This window comes from Vibrio sp. QJM3NY_27 (assembly GCF_057785955.1).
The window spans coordinates 594,606-611,342 of sequence record NZ_CM173511.1; the positions used below are offsets into that span (position 1 = coordinate 594,606).

The window sequence follows — 16,737 nt, forward strand, 5'->3', positions numbered from 1 at the left end:
TAAAGAGAATAATCTCGGGAAGTTTATGAAATTAGGTTTAATAAGGGATAAATATGGGACCGTTGTGGGTAGATGTTGCGGGCTATGAGCTAACAGCTGAAGACAGAGAAATTTTAGAGCATCCAACCGTTGGTGGTCTCATCTTATTTGCTCGAAACTACCACGATAGCAAACAGCTTTCGGCGTTAAACAAAGAGATCCGCAAGGTAGCGAAACGTCCTATTTTGATTGGTGTTGACCAAGAAGGTGGCCGAGTTCAGCGCTTCCGCGATGGATTTTCAATTACCCCTGCCGCTCAAGAATTCGCGACTAAGAATAATGGTGAGCAGTTAGCAGAACAAGCCGGTTGGTTGATGGCGGCGGAATTGATTGCCCATGATATCGATCTTAGCTTTGCGCCTGTATTAGACAAAGGCCATGAGTGTAAAGCGATTGGTAGCCGAGCGTTTGGTGAAGATATTGATACTATCGTTCGCCACAGTAGTGCTTTTATTAAGGGCATGAAATCGGTTGGCATGGCGACAACAGGCAAGCACTTCCCAGGACACGGCGGTGTGATTGCTGATTCGCATCTTGAAACGCCTTACGATCCTAGAGACGACATCTTTGAAACCGACATGGCCATCTTCAAGGCTCAAATTGAAGCTGGAATATTAGATGCGATGATGCCTGCGCACGTGGTTTTTTCGCACTATGATGATCAGCCAGCGAGTGGCTCTGAGTATTGGTTGCAGAAAGTATTGAAGCAACAGCTTGGATTTAAAGGCTTGGTGTTCTCTGATGACCTAACTATGGAAGGTGCTGCGATTATGGGTGGGCCAGCCGATAGAGCGAAGGCTGCTCTGAATGCGGGGTGTGACATGGTGCTGATGTGTAATAAGCGAGATGCACAAATTGAGGCTCTTGATCACTTAGCGATTCAAGAGGTGCTTTTAGCCAACTCATTGCTTAAAAAGCACAGCTTTGATTTATCGACGCTTCACTCAGATAGTCGATGGAAAAAGGCCTCAGAGCAAATTAAGCGAATGTTAAACGCTGGGTGATAAATAAACACTCTATAAGTTTGAAGAAGGCGATATGAGAAATATCGCCTTTTTTGTATGTGTGGGGCGCGGTTTAAACTGGTTTGTGTATCAGAGTGAACTAAAGAGAGCGTGTAAATTTAAATTTACAGTAAATGTTTTTTATTGTTTACACTTGCAATCGTTTTTGTAGCTGTTATTGTGTTTTTAAAGATTGTCAGCCCAAATGGAAATATTGGGTGTAAAAATAAATATACAGGTTGAGTTATGCAGAAAAGTGAATTAAGCAATGTCAATATCATCGACGAACAGGTACTGATTACTCCAGAGGAGTTAAAAGCAAAACTGCCTTTGAGTGATAATGCTCGTCGTTTCATTCAAGAGTCTCGTGAAACTATAGCAAATATCATTCATAAGAAAGATCATCGCATGCTTGTAGTATGTGGCCCATGTTCTATCCATGATATTGAAGCTGCGAAAGAGTACGCGAAACGCCTCAAAGCACTTTCTGAAGAACTGAGCGACCAACTGTATATTGTTATGCGTGTTTACTTTGAAAAGCCTCGTACCACTGTTGGTTGGAAAGGCTTGATCAATGACCCACATCTAGATGGTACGTTCGATATTGAGCATGGTCTGCATGTTGGTCGTGAGCTTTTAGTTGAGTTAGCTGAGATGGAAATCCCACTAGCGACCGAAGCGCTAGACCCAATCAGCCCACAATACCTAGCAGATACATTCAGCTGGGCAGCAATCGGCGCACGTACGACTGAGTCACAAACCCACCGCGAAATGGCGAGTGGTCTTTCAATGCCAATCGGCTTTAAGAATGGTACGGATGGCAATCTAGGTACTGCAATCAATGCAATGCAGGCGGCTTCTTCTAGCCACCGTTTCATGGGTATCAGCCGTGAAGGTCAAGTCGCACTACTCACGACGCAAGGTAACCCAAATGGTCACGTAATTTTACGTGGCGGTAAGCAGACGAACTACGATTCAGTATCTGTACACGAATGTGAGCAAGAGCTGGGTAAGTCTGGCTTAGAGGCGGCACTAATGGTTGACTGTAGCCATGCGAACTCTCGTAAAGATTTCCGTCGCCAACCGCTGGTGGCTGAAGATGTCATCCATCAGATTCGTGAAGGTAATAAGTCGATTATCGGCCTGATGATTGAGAGCCATATTAACGAAGGAAACCAATCTTCAGATATACCTCTCAATGAGATGAAATACGGGGTATCTATCACGGACGCGTGTATCAATTGGGAGTCAACTGAGGCACTATTGAAGCATGCACATACGGAATTAGTCCCGTTCTTAGAGAACCGCTTGAAAGGTTAGTCAGGGTTTAAAATTTAAGTGCCTCATCTAATGGGGCATTTTAAGATCTGTTGCTAACGAACCTGCGCCAGGTGGGCTTAAAGATTAGCACGGGCTTATAGATGAGTAAGGAATAAAATGGCCGTTGAACTGAACGAATTACGCGACCAAATCGATGCTGTCGATAAACAAATGTTGGATTTACTGGCTCAACGTCTTGCTCTAGTAGAGAAAGTAGGCGAAGTGAAAAGCGAACATGGTTTACCTATTTATGTACCAGAGCGCGAAGCTGCGATGCTGGCATCTCGTCGTCAAGAAGCCGAGAAAATAGGGGTTCCACCGCAGTTAATCGAAGATATTTTGCGTCGTACTATGCGTGAGTCTTATGCCAGTGAGAAAGACTCTGGCTTTAAGTGCCTTAACCCCGAGTTGCGTTCAGTGGTTATCGTTGGTGGTAATGGTCAGCTTGGCGGTTTGTTTGGACGTATGTTCAAGCTTTCTGGTTACGAAGTGAAAATTCTCGGCAGCCAAGATTGGGATAAAGCCGATGAGATCTTAGATAATGCTGGCCTTGTGGTTGTAACGGTTCCAATTCATCTAACTGAAGGTGTTATTGCGAAGCTGGGTAACCTACCAAGCGATTGTATTCTTTGTGATTTGACGTCGATTAAATCAAAACCTCTACAAGCCATGATGAACATGCACCAAGGCCCAGTGGTTGGATTACACCCAATGTTTGGTCCTGATGTTCCAAGCCTTGCGAAACAAGTGATTGTTTACAGTGATGGACGTGGTTCTGAAAGCTACCAATGGTTGCTGAATCAATTTGGTATTTGGGGCGCGAGCCTGTGCCAAATGGATGCTGCTGAACACGACCACGGCATGACCTTGATTCAAGCACTTCGCCACTTCACCTCTTTTGCTTACGGATTGCACCTGAGTAAAGAGAACCCGAACATTGATCAGCTTCTGAAGCTAAGCTCACCAATCTACCGACTTGAAATTGCGATGGTTGGCCGTCTGTTTGCTCAAGACCCGAACTTGTACGGTGATATCATTCTTTCTTCGGATGAGAATATTGAGATGATTCGACGCTTCCACAGTCGTTTCGGTGAAGCATTAGAAATCTTGGATGGGAAAGATAAAGCCAAGTTTGTTGATAGCTTTAATCAAGTCAGTGATTGGTTTGGAGATTACTCGCAACAGTTCTTGCAAGAGAGCCAAAACCTTTTAAAACAAGCACATGACTCTATTCATCGTGGCTAATCACTATTTGAAATTATAAAAAAAGAGCGACCTGATGGTCGCTCTTTTTTTATCTAATTCAGGACTAAAAGTAGTTGGCCTACAGTAGGCTAAAAGCAATTAGATCATCATAGGCCAAACCAACTGGCCCTAATAATCAATAGCTAATAACCAACAGCTAATAACTAGTTAGTCGCGATAGGCTTTTTAGTATCTTCACTTGATACCGTGTCGATAGTCGAGCTAATGTAAGGCACATTCGTCAGGTTGATCTGCAAGCGAACCACATTATCAATCAGTTGAACCAGTGGACCCCACTTAACCTTTTTCTCTTTCTCGAACACGTAGTTGAAGTTTTCCGGTGTCCAATCCATTAAGTATTGCGGATTTAGGGAGCGACCAAGAAAGCGTACTTCATAATGCAGGTGTGGCCCGGTTGAGTTACCTGAGTTACCACAACTCGCAATCACATCACCTTTACTAACAAACTGACCGCTGCGAACTTTGAATTTTTGTAGATGTGCGTAAGAACTCATGAAGCCGAACGAATGACGCATAGTAATAAAGTTACCGAAGCCTTTTTTACTTGGCCGTACCGTTTCAATAACGCCATCTGCGGGCGCGACAATATCTTCACCACGCTTACACGTTAGATCGATACCAGTATGTACATGGCGTTTACCTGAAATAGGGTTAGTGCGGCTACCATAAGAAGAAGAGATACGTTGATAAGCCATCGGACTGTCGTTTGGAATCAAACGGAACATAGTCGCTCTTACTGCTGAATCGACTGCAGCCGCATCAATGCGATCTTCTAAAGAAATATCATCGGTAAGCAGTTCTTCATCAGCAAGACCCAGCACGGATTCCACATCAAATACACGCTTACCAAGCAGTTGAATGGTGCCTTCTTTTTCTGTCAGTGTTTGCGATAGCGAATGGTTGGTTTCTACTTGCTCAGCGTAAAGAAACTCGGTTTGCTCTTTTTCAACAATCAGCGTTTCAATCAACTGTTGTGCATCACCCGCTTGCATTGCGAGCTCTTGTTTACCTTCGACGTGCATGTATGCAGCTCCGCCAATTAACAGTGGTACTGAAAAAATGGCAGTGGTGCACATGAGCACGGCTTTTCGGCCGAAGTAAAACGTCTGTTCCCCATTGTTAGAGGGAATAGTAATGGAAATTTTTTTAGACATGGTTCTGTATTAACTAAATGCTTCTAATAGAAAAAAGGGTAATGGAGACATTATTCCTTACCCAAATCGGTAAGGTGTTCAATCTCTCTGTAAAGCAGTTCATCGTCGCCGACATTAAGCTCAACAAGGCGCTTAAGGTGGCTAATACTATCAATATCTAAATGCTCTATGCGTAAACGCATTGAGGTATTGATGGTAGAGACTATCGTTGCTTCTAACTGAATATTGATATCACTGTTGGTGAGCTTAAAGCTGACTTGAACAGGAGCATCGTGGCTGAGTTGTTGCCATTTATCACACTGAATGAGTAAACCATGAAGAGATAAGTCTTGCACCGAGCCTGATACATTTACTTGTCCTTGTGAGATCTCAGTCGGGACTTGATAAATAACTCGTGAAAATTGACGTCTTTCAAGCATAGGTAATTTCTCTATATCAATGGGTAAATAGTAAGCCAGATATATCAAAGGCCGCTATTATCGCGGCCTTTGTTCAAAATACAAGCTAATTTACTTAGCAATACGCTTGTACTTGATACGGTGCGGTTCAGCCGCTTGTGCGCCCAGAGTCTTCTTCAGCCACTCTGTGTATTCAGTATAGTTACCTTCGTAGAAGTTAACTTGACCTTCATCACGGTAGTCTAAGATATGGGTCGCAATACGGTCAAGGAACCAACGGTCATGCGAGATAACCATTGCACAGCCAGGGAACTCAAGCAGCGCTTCTTCAAGTGCACGTAGAGTTTCGACATCAAGGTCATTGGTTGGTTCATCGAGTAGCAGTACGTTGCCGCCCGCTTTCAGCAGTTTAGCAAGGTGAACACGGTTACGTTCACCACCAGAAAGCTGACCGATGATTTTCTGTTGGTCGTTGCCTTTGAAGTTGAAACGAGAACAGTAAGCACGTGCAGGGATTTCGAAGTTGTTGATCTTAATGATATCAGCGCCTTCAGAGATCTCTTGGAATACTGTTTTGGTGTCGTCCATGCTGTCACGGAACTGATCAACAGAAGCAAGCTTAACCGTTTCGCCTAATTCAACTGAACCTGAATCTGGCTGTTCTGCGCCGCTTAGCATCTTGAATAGTGTTGATTTACCTGCACCGTTGGCACCTACGATACCTACAATAGCGCCTTTAGGCATGCTGAACGATAGGTCGTCGATAAGAACACGGTCACCAAATGACTTAGTTAGGTTCTTAACTTCAAGTACCTTGTCACCTAAACGCTCACCCGGCGGGATGAACAGTTCGTTGGTTTCGTTACGCTTCTGGTATTGGCCAGTTGTTAGTTCTTCAAAACGAGCCATACGAGCTTTAGACTTAGCTTGACGGCCTTTAGGGTTTTGACGCACCCACTCAAGTTCTTTCTCGATTGTCTTTTGACGTGCGCTTTCGCCTGATTTTTCTTGTTTCAGACGCTCATCTTTCTGCTCTAGCCAAGATGTGTAGTTACCTTCCCATGGAATACCTTCACCACGGTCAAGTTCTAGAATCCAGCCAGCTGCGTTGTCTAGGAAGTAACGGTCGTGGGTAATTGCCACAACAGTACCGCTGTAATCAACAAGGAAGTGCTCAAGCCAAGCCACTGATTCTGCATCCAAGTGGTTGGTTGGTTCATCAAGAAGCAGCATGTCTGGCTTCTCTAGAAGTAGACGACAGATCGCAACACGACGACGTTCACCACCTGATAGGAATTCGATTTTCGCATCCCACTCAGGAAGACGAAGGGCATCAGCAGCACGCTCTAGAGCTGTCTCTAGGTTGTGGCCGTCTTTCGCTTGGATAAGTGCTTCAAGCTCGCCTTGCTCTTTAGCAAGAGCATCGAAATCTGCATCGGGTTCAGCGTAAGCTGCGTAAACCGCATCGATACGCTTAAGTGCATCTGCAACATCAGAAACCGCTTCTTCTACGATTTCACGCACTGTTTTTGATTCGTCTAGTACAGGCTCTTGCGGTAGGTAACCGACTTTAAGACCTTGTTGTGCACGAGCTTCACCATCAATATCAGTATCAATACCAGCCATGATACGTAGTAGGGTAGATTTACCTGAACCATTTAGACCCAAAACACCGATTTTAGCGCCAGGAAAAAAGCTAAGAGAAATGTCTTTAAGAATTTGACGCTTAGGTGGAACAGTTTTGCTCACCCGAGACATGGTATATACGTATTCAGCCATTGCCGATCGATCCTAATTTATTGTTCAAAATTGTCGTCTATTTTATACCAATATCCCCAAAGATGTTACTCCTAGGACAGAAAAGCCATTCTTGAACTAATCCTTACCTATTATTGTCACATTGGTCATTAAAACTATATTTAATAAGCTTCTGAGGCGAAGTGTTAAATATTAATAATATTTACACTCAATCTCTTTACATTTGATGTGATGTCGGGCGTAAATAGACTTCACGTATTCATACACGCACTAAGGAAAGAGCGAATGTTTTTCCGCATTGGTAATACGAAAATTGCTGTGGCTGCATCGGCAATTTTGTCTTCATTTTCACTGGCTCCGATGGCTATGGCTAGCAATGCCTCCGAGCTTGAAATGCAGCGTGATGTTTATGACAGAGCGCAAGAGATTTTAGACAACCGCGATCTAGAAGCTTATTCCGCGCTACGTAACAAAATTCAAACATATCCGTTAACGCCTTACACTGATTATCGAGCCTTCTTATTAGGTTTAGGTGATCGCACACCTACTGAAGTGGATGCCTTTATTGAAGAGAATAAAGCCCTACCATTTTCGAATCGTATGCGTGCGCCTTATTTAGATTTATTGGCGGCTCAAAAACAGTGGAAGACGATCCTTGAGTTTCAAACCCAAGAGCCGACTGGTGAAAAATACCAATGTATCTACTACCGTGCGAACTATGAGCAAGGAAACAAAGAGCTTGCCTTCAAAGGTGCGAAACAGCTTTGGTTAAGTGGTAATGGTGTTGATGACGCCTGTGACCCGCTCTTCGAAAGTTGGGATGAAGCTGGCTTAAGAACGGATGAGCTAATACTAGAGCGAATGCTACTGGCATTTGATAAACGAAACGGCAAATTAATGACTTATCTGGTCAAGCAATTAGATCATGATGAGGCAATTGCTCAAGCCAGGCAGATGAAGGCGTTGTTCAACAAGCCTGAAGATGTTCTCGCGTTTGCCAAGAAGCACCCTGCAAATGAATTCTACCAAGCTCAAACCGAATTTGGTTTCGAGAAGTTAGCAAGGGAATCAGCAAGCAGCGCTCAAGAGATTTTTAATGATGTTGTTCAAGCTCAAAAGTTATCTAAAGAAAAATCCCAAGAGCTAGCGGACTACCTAACGTTCCGATTGATCAATACCGACTCTGAAGAGTTGATGGCGTGGCGAGACAAAATGCTCGAGAGTTCATCAAAGCAAGTCTTGTTGGAAAGACGTGCTCGTTTAGCTATTCAGCATGCAGATTGGACTGGCTTGAAAGAGTGGATAGCGCGCTTAGATGATAAGCATCAAGCTTCGCTTCGCTGGCAGTATTGGCAGGGTAGAGCAGAGATAGCACTCGGTGATACTGCTAAGGGTAACAAACGACTGTCAGATATCTTGGGTCAGCGTAATTTCTACAGTGTGGCTGCGGCTAAGCAGTTAGGTAAGCCAGTTCAGTACCCAACATCGACACTCAAATACAACGCTGAAACAGTAAAGCCATTTGAGACTTCTTTGGTTCGAATCAGCGAGCTGATTGACCGAGATAAAATTGCGGCAGCGAAGAGTGAATGGCGTTGGTTGTTAACCAATGCTGATAAAGATCAGAAATCAATGCTCGCAGCTCATGCTGCGACGCAGCGTTGGAACCACTTTACAGTGACTGCGAGCATCTCTGCGAAGATGTGGGACAACATCGCTTTACGCTTCCCTGTTGCTCATAAGTGGTGGTTTAACTTCTATGCAGAAAAGCACGATATAGACCCGATTACCTTAATGTCTTTAGCGAGGCAAGAGAGTGCGATGGATTCAGAGGCTCGCTCTCCAGTTGGCGCGCGTGGCATCATGCAAATTATGCCAAAGACGGCTCAATATACGGCTAAAAAACATAAGATTAAGTACCAGGACAGCGATGATCTTTATGATGTCGGCAAGAACATTGAGATTGGTAGCCACTATCTAGATGGCCTATTAGCTCAATATGATAACAACCGTATTTTTGCATTTGCTGCTTATAATGCAGGCCCGAGTCGTGTGAAACAATGGCGTTCACGCAGCGATGAAAAGCTCGATGCATTTGCTTTTATCGAAATGATTCCATTCAAAGAGACTCGTGGTTACGTTCAGAATATCTTGATGTTTGAGACCTACTATCGAGATATCTTGGGCGAGAAAGGGGTGTTTTTAGCGCCTCATGAGGCCGAAACGAAATACTAGGGGGTCGGTACTTTCTCCGAAACTGAGTAATATTAAAGGCAGTGAGTGCGAACCAGTTCCACTTGCTGCCTTTTTACATTGGATCAAAGCAAGTGTTTCGGTATAAAGTGTTAAACGCTTTCAATCATTAAGCGGCTACTTCAAGCCAAAATTTAAAAGTAAGTGTAGAGATATGGCATCACAACCTGAATATGAGAATTGGCAACAACTAATGGATTTGGTAAAAACAGCGGCTGAGAAAGATCAGCATGAACTGTTGTTGACCATGATGATGACACCTGATGAGCGAGACGCTTTGGTCGCTCGAGTGAATATTCTTTGTGAACTCATGAAAGGGGACATGTCACAAAGACAGGTGAGCCAAATGTTAGGTGTGGGTGTGGCTACGATCACGCGAGGCTCTAATGAGCTAAAGGCTAAATCTGAGCAAGAGAAAGCGGCAATTGCAGAGCTGTTACTCAAGTAAGCATTTAAAACAGTAAGCCTTAAGAACTTGATAAAAACGCTAACCATAGGTTAGCGTTTTTTGTTTTTATCCCGCTCAATGATATTACCTCTAGAGAGGCGAAATATCGTGTTTCTTAAACAAGACTAAGCAGGGAAGTGCTTAGGGTTAACAAATGGGATCAGCGCTAAGATTAAAGCCTGGCTATATACAGAGCTGCGAGATAGTTGGTTATGTGTCAATAAGCCAATCGCACCGCCTTTTTGTTTTATGTTGTCGGTGCCGAAGACTTCATCCATCACATCACCTAGCTCATTCGCATGCTGGAGTTTATCAAGCACAACGGGTGGCAGCATCAAGCTTGCAGATCGAGATTCTCCGCGCTGACCGTTTGCTTCAACGACCATCCAAGCAAATGTAACCTTTCCTTCTATTCCAGACTCTAATCCAACATAAAAATCCGCATCAGGTTGAGCTTGAGTTGCGTTGTTAACGCGATTTACCGCACCTTGATAGGTTTCGTCGTTGCTCATCGGTTGATCGGCGACACCGCTAGGGACGCTGATGCCTTTGAAATCCAATTCAGTATCAGGAAAAGCAGATAAGAATGCACTTTTAACTGCGTTAATTTTAGCTGGGTTCAGCGATGCGATGATTACAGATTTCATGTATTGGATTCTTTTTGTTATCGATTAAATTGAGTTGATGCTGTCGGTACCAATCACTCAGTTCTTCTAATGGCATAGGTTTACCGAAGTAATAGCCTTGTAGCATATCGCACTGTGCTTCTTGCAACCACTGATGCATGCTTTCAGTTTCGATGCCCTCGGCTGTGACCTTCTTACCCTGAGCATGACATAACCCGATAACCGGTTTTACTATGTTCTGATTATCGGTTTCAATTAAGGTGTCTAAAAAGGCTTTATCGAGCTTAATTTTTTGAGTTGGATACTGCACCAGTTGAGTGATGGAGGTGTAGCCAGATCCAAAGTCATCAATGGCTAATCGATAGCCCATATCAGATAGTTCGTTAAGCAGCGGAAAACCTTCAGAGTTTGAGTAAAAGGTTTCGGTAATTTCAAAATCAATCAAACTTGGCGGAATTCGATTTAAATCGGCGTGCTCTTTGATGAAGTCAGCAAGATCAGTCGTTTCAATCCCAGCAGAAGATAAGTTAATCGACAACTGAATTGCGTGATCAAACTGAGCCTGAAGTCGATGAAAAGAAGCAAATGCATTCTGAATGACCCACTGATCAACCTGATCGAATAATCCAGTCTGCTCGGCAATTGGAATGAATTCATCAGGTGGAACCAAGCCTAGTTGCTCCGAATTCCAACGTAATAACACCTCAACACCAATAACATGGGTTCCGGTTGAATCCATGTACGGCATATAAACGAGCCTAAATTCATCATCAAAGTTCTTGTCTCTGAGTGCGCGTTCAATGTTTGCTTGGCGTTGAATCGCTTTGTCTAAATCTCGTGAATAGTCAGCAAATTGGTTTTTACCTGCGCGTTTGGCTTGGTACATCGCGGTATCAGCGTTCGACAGTAGCTTTTCGATGGAGTGGCCATCATTGGGGTAGGTAGCAATACCAATACTGACCGTGATCGGAAAGCTCCCTGATTCTGTGATAAAACCTTTTTGTAGTGGCGTCAGTAAGCTATCAGAGAATCTATGCGCGATATTCCCTTGGCGAGTAGGCGCGTTAATGTACACAACGAACTCGTCTCCAGAAAGTCGGGCTGGCATACAATGAGCGTCAAACTCTGTTTTATAGTGGCTACAAATATCTGAAATACGCTGAGCAAAACTGACTAGAATGGAGTCGCCGATTTGATGTCCATATTTGTCGTTCACAAACTTGAAGTTATCTAGGTCAAAGTAGAGAACCCAGGTTTTGGTATTCGAGCTAGGCTTGGGTAATGATTGCTGAACGAAGGTTTGAAATTGATGCCTATTGGCTATTTGGGTTAATTGATCATTCTCGGCCAATAGCTTGGTCTGTTGGTAGGTGTTATCTAACTCTTGGTACATGTCATAAAAACGCTGTGATAGGCGGCCAAGCTCATCACGAGTGCCTAAGCGTTCGATGTTCTTACGTTGTTTTTTTTCGACTTGCTGCAGTTGTCGGTCGAGTCGTGTTATCGGGGATATCACACTGCGAGACAAAAGCATGAGTAGCAGAGCAACCGTCACAAACGCGGATAGTGCAAAGGACAAACTCAGCTTATTCCAAATTGATTCGAGCTTGTTTTCCAATAGGAATGGCGCCGGGTCAACTGTGGCGTATAGTTCTGGCGCAAGCTTGACTGAGTGGGTGACATTATTTTCCAGAGAAACCGCTATAGATGTGAAGAATAAGCTGGTTTGGTAGTCGAACTCTATCTGTTTTCTCAGCGCATTAAATTTATCGAGAGAGACTGACACAACAACAAAGAACACATCGTCGGGGTGATTGTTTGCGGTTGGGAAAATCGTTTTTTTGTCTACCTTTTCGTAGTGAACCAACATCCCTTCACCTTGAGAGTTTTGAATATAGTTGGTACTTGATGCTGCTAAGGTGTCTTGATAGTACTGATCCACAAAATCCAATATTTTGCTGTCAATCTGAGTGCGTGAGTCGCTGTTATTATCAGCGTAATAACTCAACTTTCGCTGACTATTGAGAAGCGCTAACCCGGTATAGCTTTCATCGTCATCTTGCAAGAAGTGTATGGCTTCTCGAAGGTTACTAACCAGTTCAAGATCGCGAGATAAGTTTTGTTCAGTGAGAAAGTAACGCTTCACCATGTCACTTTGGGTCAAGGTGTAAGAGTAGCTATTTAGGAACGAGCGAGACTGTCGAAAATATCCTGCCAACTTTTCCATGTTCAGCTGAAGTGCGTTGTCTTCGCGTTTGATAAAACTGCTTTTCTGCGTTGAATAAATAATATAGCTAGAAGCTGCGGTACTGATCAGTATCACAGGGGTTATCAGTAGTAAGATTTTCGTACTTAGCTTCATAGTTAATGACAACACTATTTATAATTTAAGCGCGTAAGTTTATGTTACTTAATACTTACTCGCTATTAATTACACGTAGTTCGATGATTTCCTGTGAAGGGGGTAAGGTTTTGTCTTTATTGATAAAAAAGCCACTAATGAGTTTTTTGTTAAGAAGGTGTTGAATGGTGTGGGTTGGAAGGCATGTACAGCCAGTGAAATAATCGAGTCATGTCTCAGGAATACGTAGTGTGAGTATTCCTGAGTACGAGTTATTCCACTAGCCGCTGGTTTTAGCATTTGGCCTACTGTAGGCCAAATGCATATAGGAGATTTAAACTTATGCCAGCTTTAAACGTTTGTTCGTTAAAAACTTATGTTCGCCAAAGCTTATGTTTGCCAACAGCTTATATTCGCTGAAAACTTATGTTTGTTAAGAGCTTATGTTTGTTAAAAGCTATGACAACTTAACCTGCGTCGCTTTGATGTTTTCACTTGGATAACAACCCAACACTTTTAGGTGACGAGTAATGGCAGTTAGTTCTGTTATCGCTTGCTGCATATTATCTGCATCCAAGTGTGCTTCTAAATCAACGTAGAACATCTCTTCCCATGGGTTACCCATGATAGGACGAGATTCCAGCTTAGTCATGTTGATACCCAAGCGTTGTAGGATTAGTAGAGTTTCTACCAAAGAACCCGCCTCTTGAGAAGTCGACATGATCAGTGTCGTTTTAGCTGGGATTTGAGTTGATACTTCTACCGGCTTACGCGCCACAACGATGAAACGAGTGTGGTTCTCAGTTTGGTTTGCAATGTTGCCTTGGATTGGCTGAAGCCCATAAAGCTTGCCGCTCGATGCATTGCCAATTGCTGCCACATCATCGCCCTCCAGATCTTTAACCTTCTTCATTGCATCAGCTGTACTTGCGCAAGACTCAAGGCTGACACCTTTAAGACGACTCAAAAATTCGCTGCACTGTTGGTGAGGTTGTGGGTGTGAATAGAGGGTTTTGATGTCTTCTAAACGAATATCATTTTTCGCAACTAAGCAGTGTTCGATAGGCTGAGACAGCTCACCCACGATGTATAGCGTTGTATGTTGCAGAAGGTCATAAACTTCGTTGATTGAACCAGAACTGGTGTTCTCAATCGGCAGCACACCGTAATCGGCATGACCAGATTCCACCGTCGATGCCACTTCTTTGAAGTGATTGCAGTTAAGCTCTATCAATTCCATATTCTTGCGGCTGAAATATTCACGGCTAGCAAGATGAGAATATGAACCTTTAGAACCTAAGAATGCAACTCGAGCCAGAGGTTTACGGCTTTGCGGGTTCGCTAGGTTTTGTAAGTATGACTGCTGTAGTAAAACCGAATCTTCGATGATGGTGTGAAACAGTTTAGTAATGTACTGCGCATCAAGCTCATATTTATCTTTGCCGTTGTTAATCAGCTTAACCAGAAGCTGCTGCTCACGAACGGCATCGCGTACAGGTTTTGATGTTTCTACCTTGCTTTTCGCAACTTCGATACTGAGTTTGCGACGTTCGGAAAGTAAACTCAGCAGTTCGTCATCTAAATCATTAAGACGAAGGCGGATATCATCCAGTGAAATTGAACGGTCAGTCATAAATGTGTCCTTATAAAAAAGCCTCCCTAGTGTGGGAGGCTTCTTGTTCGTTTTTGACTTGTTTTTCTAAAACGACTCAGCCTCCGATTTACGGAAGAAAAAAGAAGTCAAAAATAAACAAAGATTGAGTGTGCATAAAAAGTGATTGTTTTATGAATGTTTAAACACAATAAGCAAGCGAGCTACGAGCGTCAAGCAAAAAAATAGCGCCCTGAGGCGCTATTTTTTAATCTGTTCTCTTTCCTTATTCTACTTCAGCTTCTAGCTCTTCGATTTCAGGCTTTTCAGCGCGGCGCGCTTCAGGTTTATGGCGTAGCTTGTTGAGTTGACGCTCTAGTTTTTGTTCTACTTCGTTGATAGCTACGTAGAGGTCGTCATGGATTGATGAAGCAACAAGTTGGCCTTTTGGTACGGTTAGAACCGCTTCAAATTTTTTCTTCTTGTTTGGTTCTTCGCTAAAGCTCGCTTGGCAGCCAATGATGTCTACTTGCCATTTATCCAGCTTTTTAAATTTGCTTTCTATGTGATCACGGATTGCAGAGGTAATGTCGATGTTTTTACCAGTGATGTTCATTTTCATAGAAGTTTTCCTCTGTTGTATCCCTCATGGGTTAACTTCAGATTACGACTTTCAGGAATAAAGAATGTGATCTAGATCTTGTTTTGGTTGGGTGGGATAAGCATTAAAATCAAATGTGATCTCACGCAAGTCTTAGTATCTTTTTGGCGAAAAATGCTTGTTATCTCTATGAAAAACGATAACTTGGAGGCAAGGCTTCGCTAAAAATTAAACCAGTTTTTAGGGGCGCCTTACAGCTTATTGAAAGTGTTTGATTGAAATTTACTCAATAGTGTTTTGTGATGTAGATCTCGTAATGTATATCGCTATATAAGCTTTCTCTGAATTTGATAAGCAAAAGCCGCATAAGTTTTCTTATGCGGCTTTTGTGTTTTTAATTTACCTTAGTACCTTTGATCCTCAGGCTCTTAGGGTTTAAGACAAACTAATCGTTGGTTTTTAGTAGTCTCGCTGTCCCATTTTCTCGGATAGCATTGATAGCTTGTAACTGCTTATAGATTACAAAGTAACGGTTGATGTTGGCGACATAGGTCACCGGTTCTTTGCTCACGTATTTACGAGTGATGATTTCTACGTTTTTAAACCAGATGTTTGGGTTGTAACCTTTCTGCTTGGCAATGCGCCTCATCTTTCTGATCTTAGCAGGACCAGCGTTGTAAGAAGCCAAAGTGAAGTAGATTTGGTTATCTGGCGTAATGGCAGGGTCGTCAAAATACCTGTCCTTAATGAAACGCATGTATTTCACGCCCGCATGGATGTTGTTATCCACCTTATGTATGTTTTTGATGTTGACGTTTTTGTCTTTGGCGGTACTCGGCAACACCTGCATCACACCAATTGCCCCGCGATGAGAAACCCTACTCTGATCAAGTCCTGACTCTTGGAAACCTTGTGCAGACATCATCAAAGGGTCAAATTCGTATTCATTAGAATATTTTTCAAACACATCAGCGAGTTTAGCCACTCTGTCGACTTTGTTGGGGTTGAGAGCTCGTCCTAGCCAGCGAGTGTTATCGATATATTTTTGATAAATCACGTTGCCGAGTAAGGTGCCACTGCGGGATGTTTTAACGTATTTGTTGATCTCTTTTTTTAGTTGAGGGCTATTTTTTCTTAATGCCCACGCTATTTGGCCATTTTCACGTAAGGGCAAATCGTGATGGACCTGAATGTTTTCCATTACGTCAGTCCATAACTTTGCTTTATGGCTATCTAGGATTGTGCCTTGTATATAGCCTTGGTTGACCAACTCTATCAGCTCGTAGTCTTGTAATGACTCCTCAATAAAGTGGACATGCAGCGGTGGTAAGTCTAATTCATTCAGTTCTTTATTGACTCTTTGTACACTCTCGAAGTAACTCGAACTTGCACGGATCCAAACCTCTTTACCGCTCAGTTGCTTGATTTCGGTGATAGGGGCTGAGTTCTTGCCGGTGATAATCAGTTCTTTTCCATCTTTAATCATTGGGTCGGAAAAATCGATGATTCGCAATCGCTTGTCGGTGATCGTCAGGTTCGCGACAGCGACGTCGCCATAACCAGATTCTAATGAGGGAAGTAGATCATCTCGCTGCACTGGGATGATTTGAACATTGAGGTAAGGGTGTTTCTTACGAAGGCTCTTCTCAAAGTGGTAGAGCATTTCAGCCACGATGCCTTTTGGTTTGCCATCCTCGATATAATAAAAACCAAGATCAGCAGACACGAGCACTCTAACCGTCCCTTTGGTTTTGAGCACATCTAAGTCACCCATGTAAGGCTTGTTGCTTAACGGGGACAGTTCTAATGCGTAGGATAATTGGCTAAATAGCGATATCCAGATAAATAATAACAACCTACTCACATCCACACTCCATGTTGATGTTTTGTTAAAAGTTATCTTTTGAAGATACCGTGTATTATGCGATTCATCAAGTT

The 16,737-nt window shown here is 43.1% G+C and carries 13 protein-coding genes and 1 other annotated feature; of the genes, 5 read left to right on the forward strand and 8 right to left on the reverse strand.

The window, feature by feature from the left end:
* Positions 1-53 precede the first annotated feature (53 nt).
* The 3 genes from nagZ (at position 54) to tyrA (ending at position 3,608) form a co-directional block, all read left to right on the forward strand.
* Positions 54-1,043, forward strand: coding sequence for a beta-N-acetylhexosaminidase (gene nagZ, locus AC3CIA_RS02645; RefSeq protein WP_488518475.1), 990 nt, complete (start codon positions 54-56; stop codon positions 1,041-1,043).
* A gap of 246 nt (positions 1,044-1,289) precedes the next feature.
* Positions 1,290-2,363 (forward strand): 3-deoxy-7-phosphoheptulonate synthase, encoded by a 1,074-nt coding sequence (locus AC3CIA_RS02650; RefSeq protein ID WP_237291130.1) that lies wholly within the window; start codon positions 1,290-1,292, stop codon positions 2,361-2,363.
* 117 nt (positions 2,364-2,480) lie between these two features.
* Positions 2,481-3,608, forward strand: a complete 1,128-nt coding sequence (gene tyrA / locus AC3CIA_RS02655) for a bifunctional chorismate mutase/prephenate dehydrogenase (protein WP_017072892.1) — start codon at positions 2,481-2,483, stop codon at positions 3,606-3,608.
* Between the two features lie 164 nt (positions 3,609-3,772).
* Here tyrA and AC3CIA_RS02660 read toward each other — a convergent pair whose 3' ends face one another.
* The 3 genes from AC3CIA_RS02660 to ettA form a co-directional block, all read right to left on the reverse strand.
* Positions 3,773-4,783, reverse strand: a complete 1,011-nt coding sequence (locus tag AC3CIA_RS02660) for a M23 family metallopeptidase (RefSeq protein ID WP_488518476.1) — start codon at positions 4,781-4,783, stop codon at positions 3,773-3,775.
* A gap of 50 nt (positions 4,784-4,833) precedes the next feature.
* Positions 4,834-5,202, reverse strand: a complete 369-nt coding sequence (locus AC3CIA_RS02665; protein WP_004735041.1) for a PilZ domain-containing protein — start codon at positions 5,200-5,202, stop codon at positions 4,834-4,836.
* A gap of 90 nt (positions 5,203-5,292) precedes the next feature.
* On the reverse strand, positions 5,293-6,960 hold the full coding sequence (ettA, locus tag AC3CIA_RS02670) for an energy-dependent translational throttle protein EttA (protein WP_102327090.1): 1,668 nt from the start codon (positions 6,958-6,960) through the stop codon (positions 5,293-5,295).
* Positions 6,961-7,224: 264 nt separating this feature from the next.
* On the opposite strand from ettA, the gene sltY reads away from it, so the two are divergent.
* On the forward strand, positions 7,225-9,174 hold the full coding sequence (gene sltY / locus AC3CIA_RS02675) for a murein transglycosylase (RefSeq protein WP_488518477.1): 1,950 nt from the start codon (positions 7,225-7,227) through the stop codon (positions 9,172-9,174).
* Between the two features lie 172 nt (positions 9,175-9,346).
* Positions 9,347-9,640, forward strand: coding sequence for a trp operon repressor (trpR, locus tag AC3CIA_RS02680; protein ID WP_017084809.1), 294 nt, complete (start codon positions 9,347-9,349; stop codon positions 9,638-9,640).
* A gap of 125 nt (positions 9,641-9,765) precedes the next feature.
* On the opposite strand, the gene yjjX is transcribed toward trpR, so the two are convergent.
* The 5 genes from yjjX to AC3CIA_RS02705 all read right to left on the reverse strand — a co-directional run bounded on the left by yjjX (position 9,766) and on the right by AC3CIA_RS02705 (position 16,669).
* Complete coding sequence (yjjX, locus tag AC3CIA_RS02685; protein ID WP_488518478.1) at positions 9,766-10,287, reverse strand: inosine/xanthosine triphosphatase; 522 nt, start codon at positions 10,285-10,287, stop codon at positions 9,766-9,768.
* Positions 10,250-12,628 carry a putative bifunctional diguanylate cyclase/phosphodiesterase gene (locus AC3CIA_RS02690; protein WP_065207264.1) on the reverse strand — a complete coding sequence of 793 codons (2,379 nt, stop codon included), beginning with the start codon at positions 12,626-12,628 and terminating at the stop codon, positions 10,250-10,252. Before AC3CIA_RS02690 ends, yjjX begins: the two co-directional genes overlap by 38 nt.
* A 436-nt stretch (positions 12,629-13,064) precedes the next feature.
* Complete coding sequence (gene pheA / locus AC3CIA_RS02695) at positions 13,065-14,240, reverse strand: prephenate dehydratase (RefSeq protein ID WP_004735035.1); 1,176 nt, start codon at positions 14,238-14,240, stop codon at positions 13,065-13,067.
* A gap of 12 nt (positions 14,241-14,252) precedes the next feature.
* Positions 14,253-14,374, reverse strand: a sequence feature (Phe leader region).
* Between the two features lie 110 nt (positions 14,375-14,484).
* Positions 14,485-14,820, reverse strand: a complete 336-nt coding sequence (gene hpf / locus AC3CIA_RS02700) for a ribosome hibernation-promoting factor, HPF/YfiA family (protein WP_004735034.1) — start codon at positions 14,818-14,820, stop codon at positions 14,485-14,487.
* 424 nt (positions 14,821-15,244) lie between these two features.
* Positions 15,245-16,669 (reverse strand): MltF family protein, encoded by a 1,425-nt coding sequence (locus tag AC3CIA_RS02705; protein WP_372244537.1) that lies wholly within the window; start codon positions 16,667-16,669, stop codon positions 15,245-15,247.
* Between the last annotated feature and the right edge of the window lie 68 nt (positions 16,670-16,737).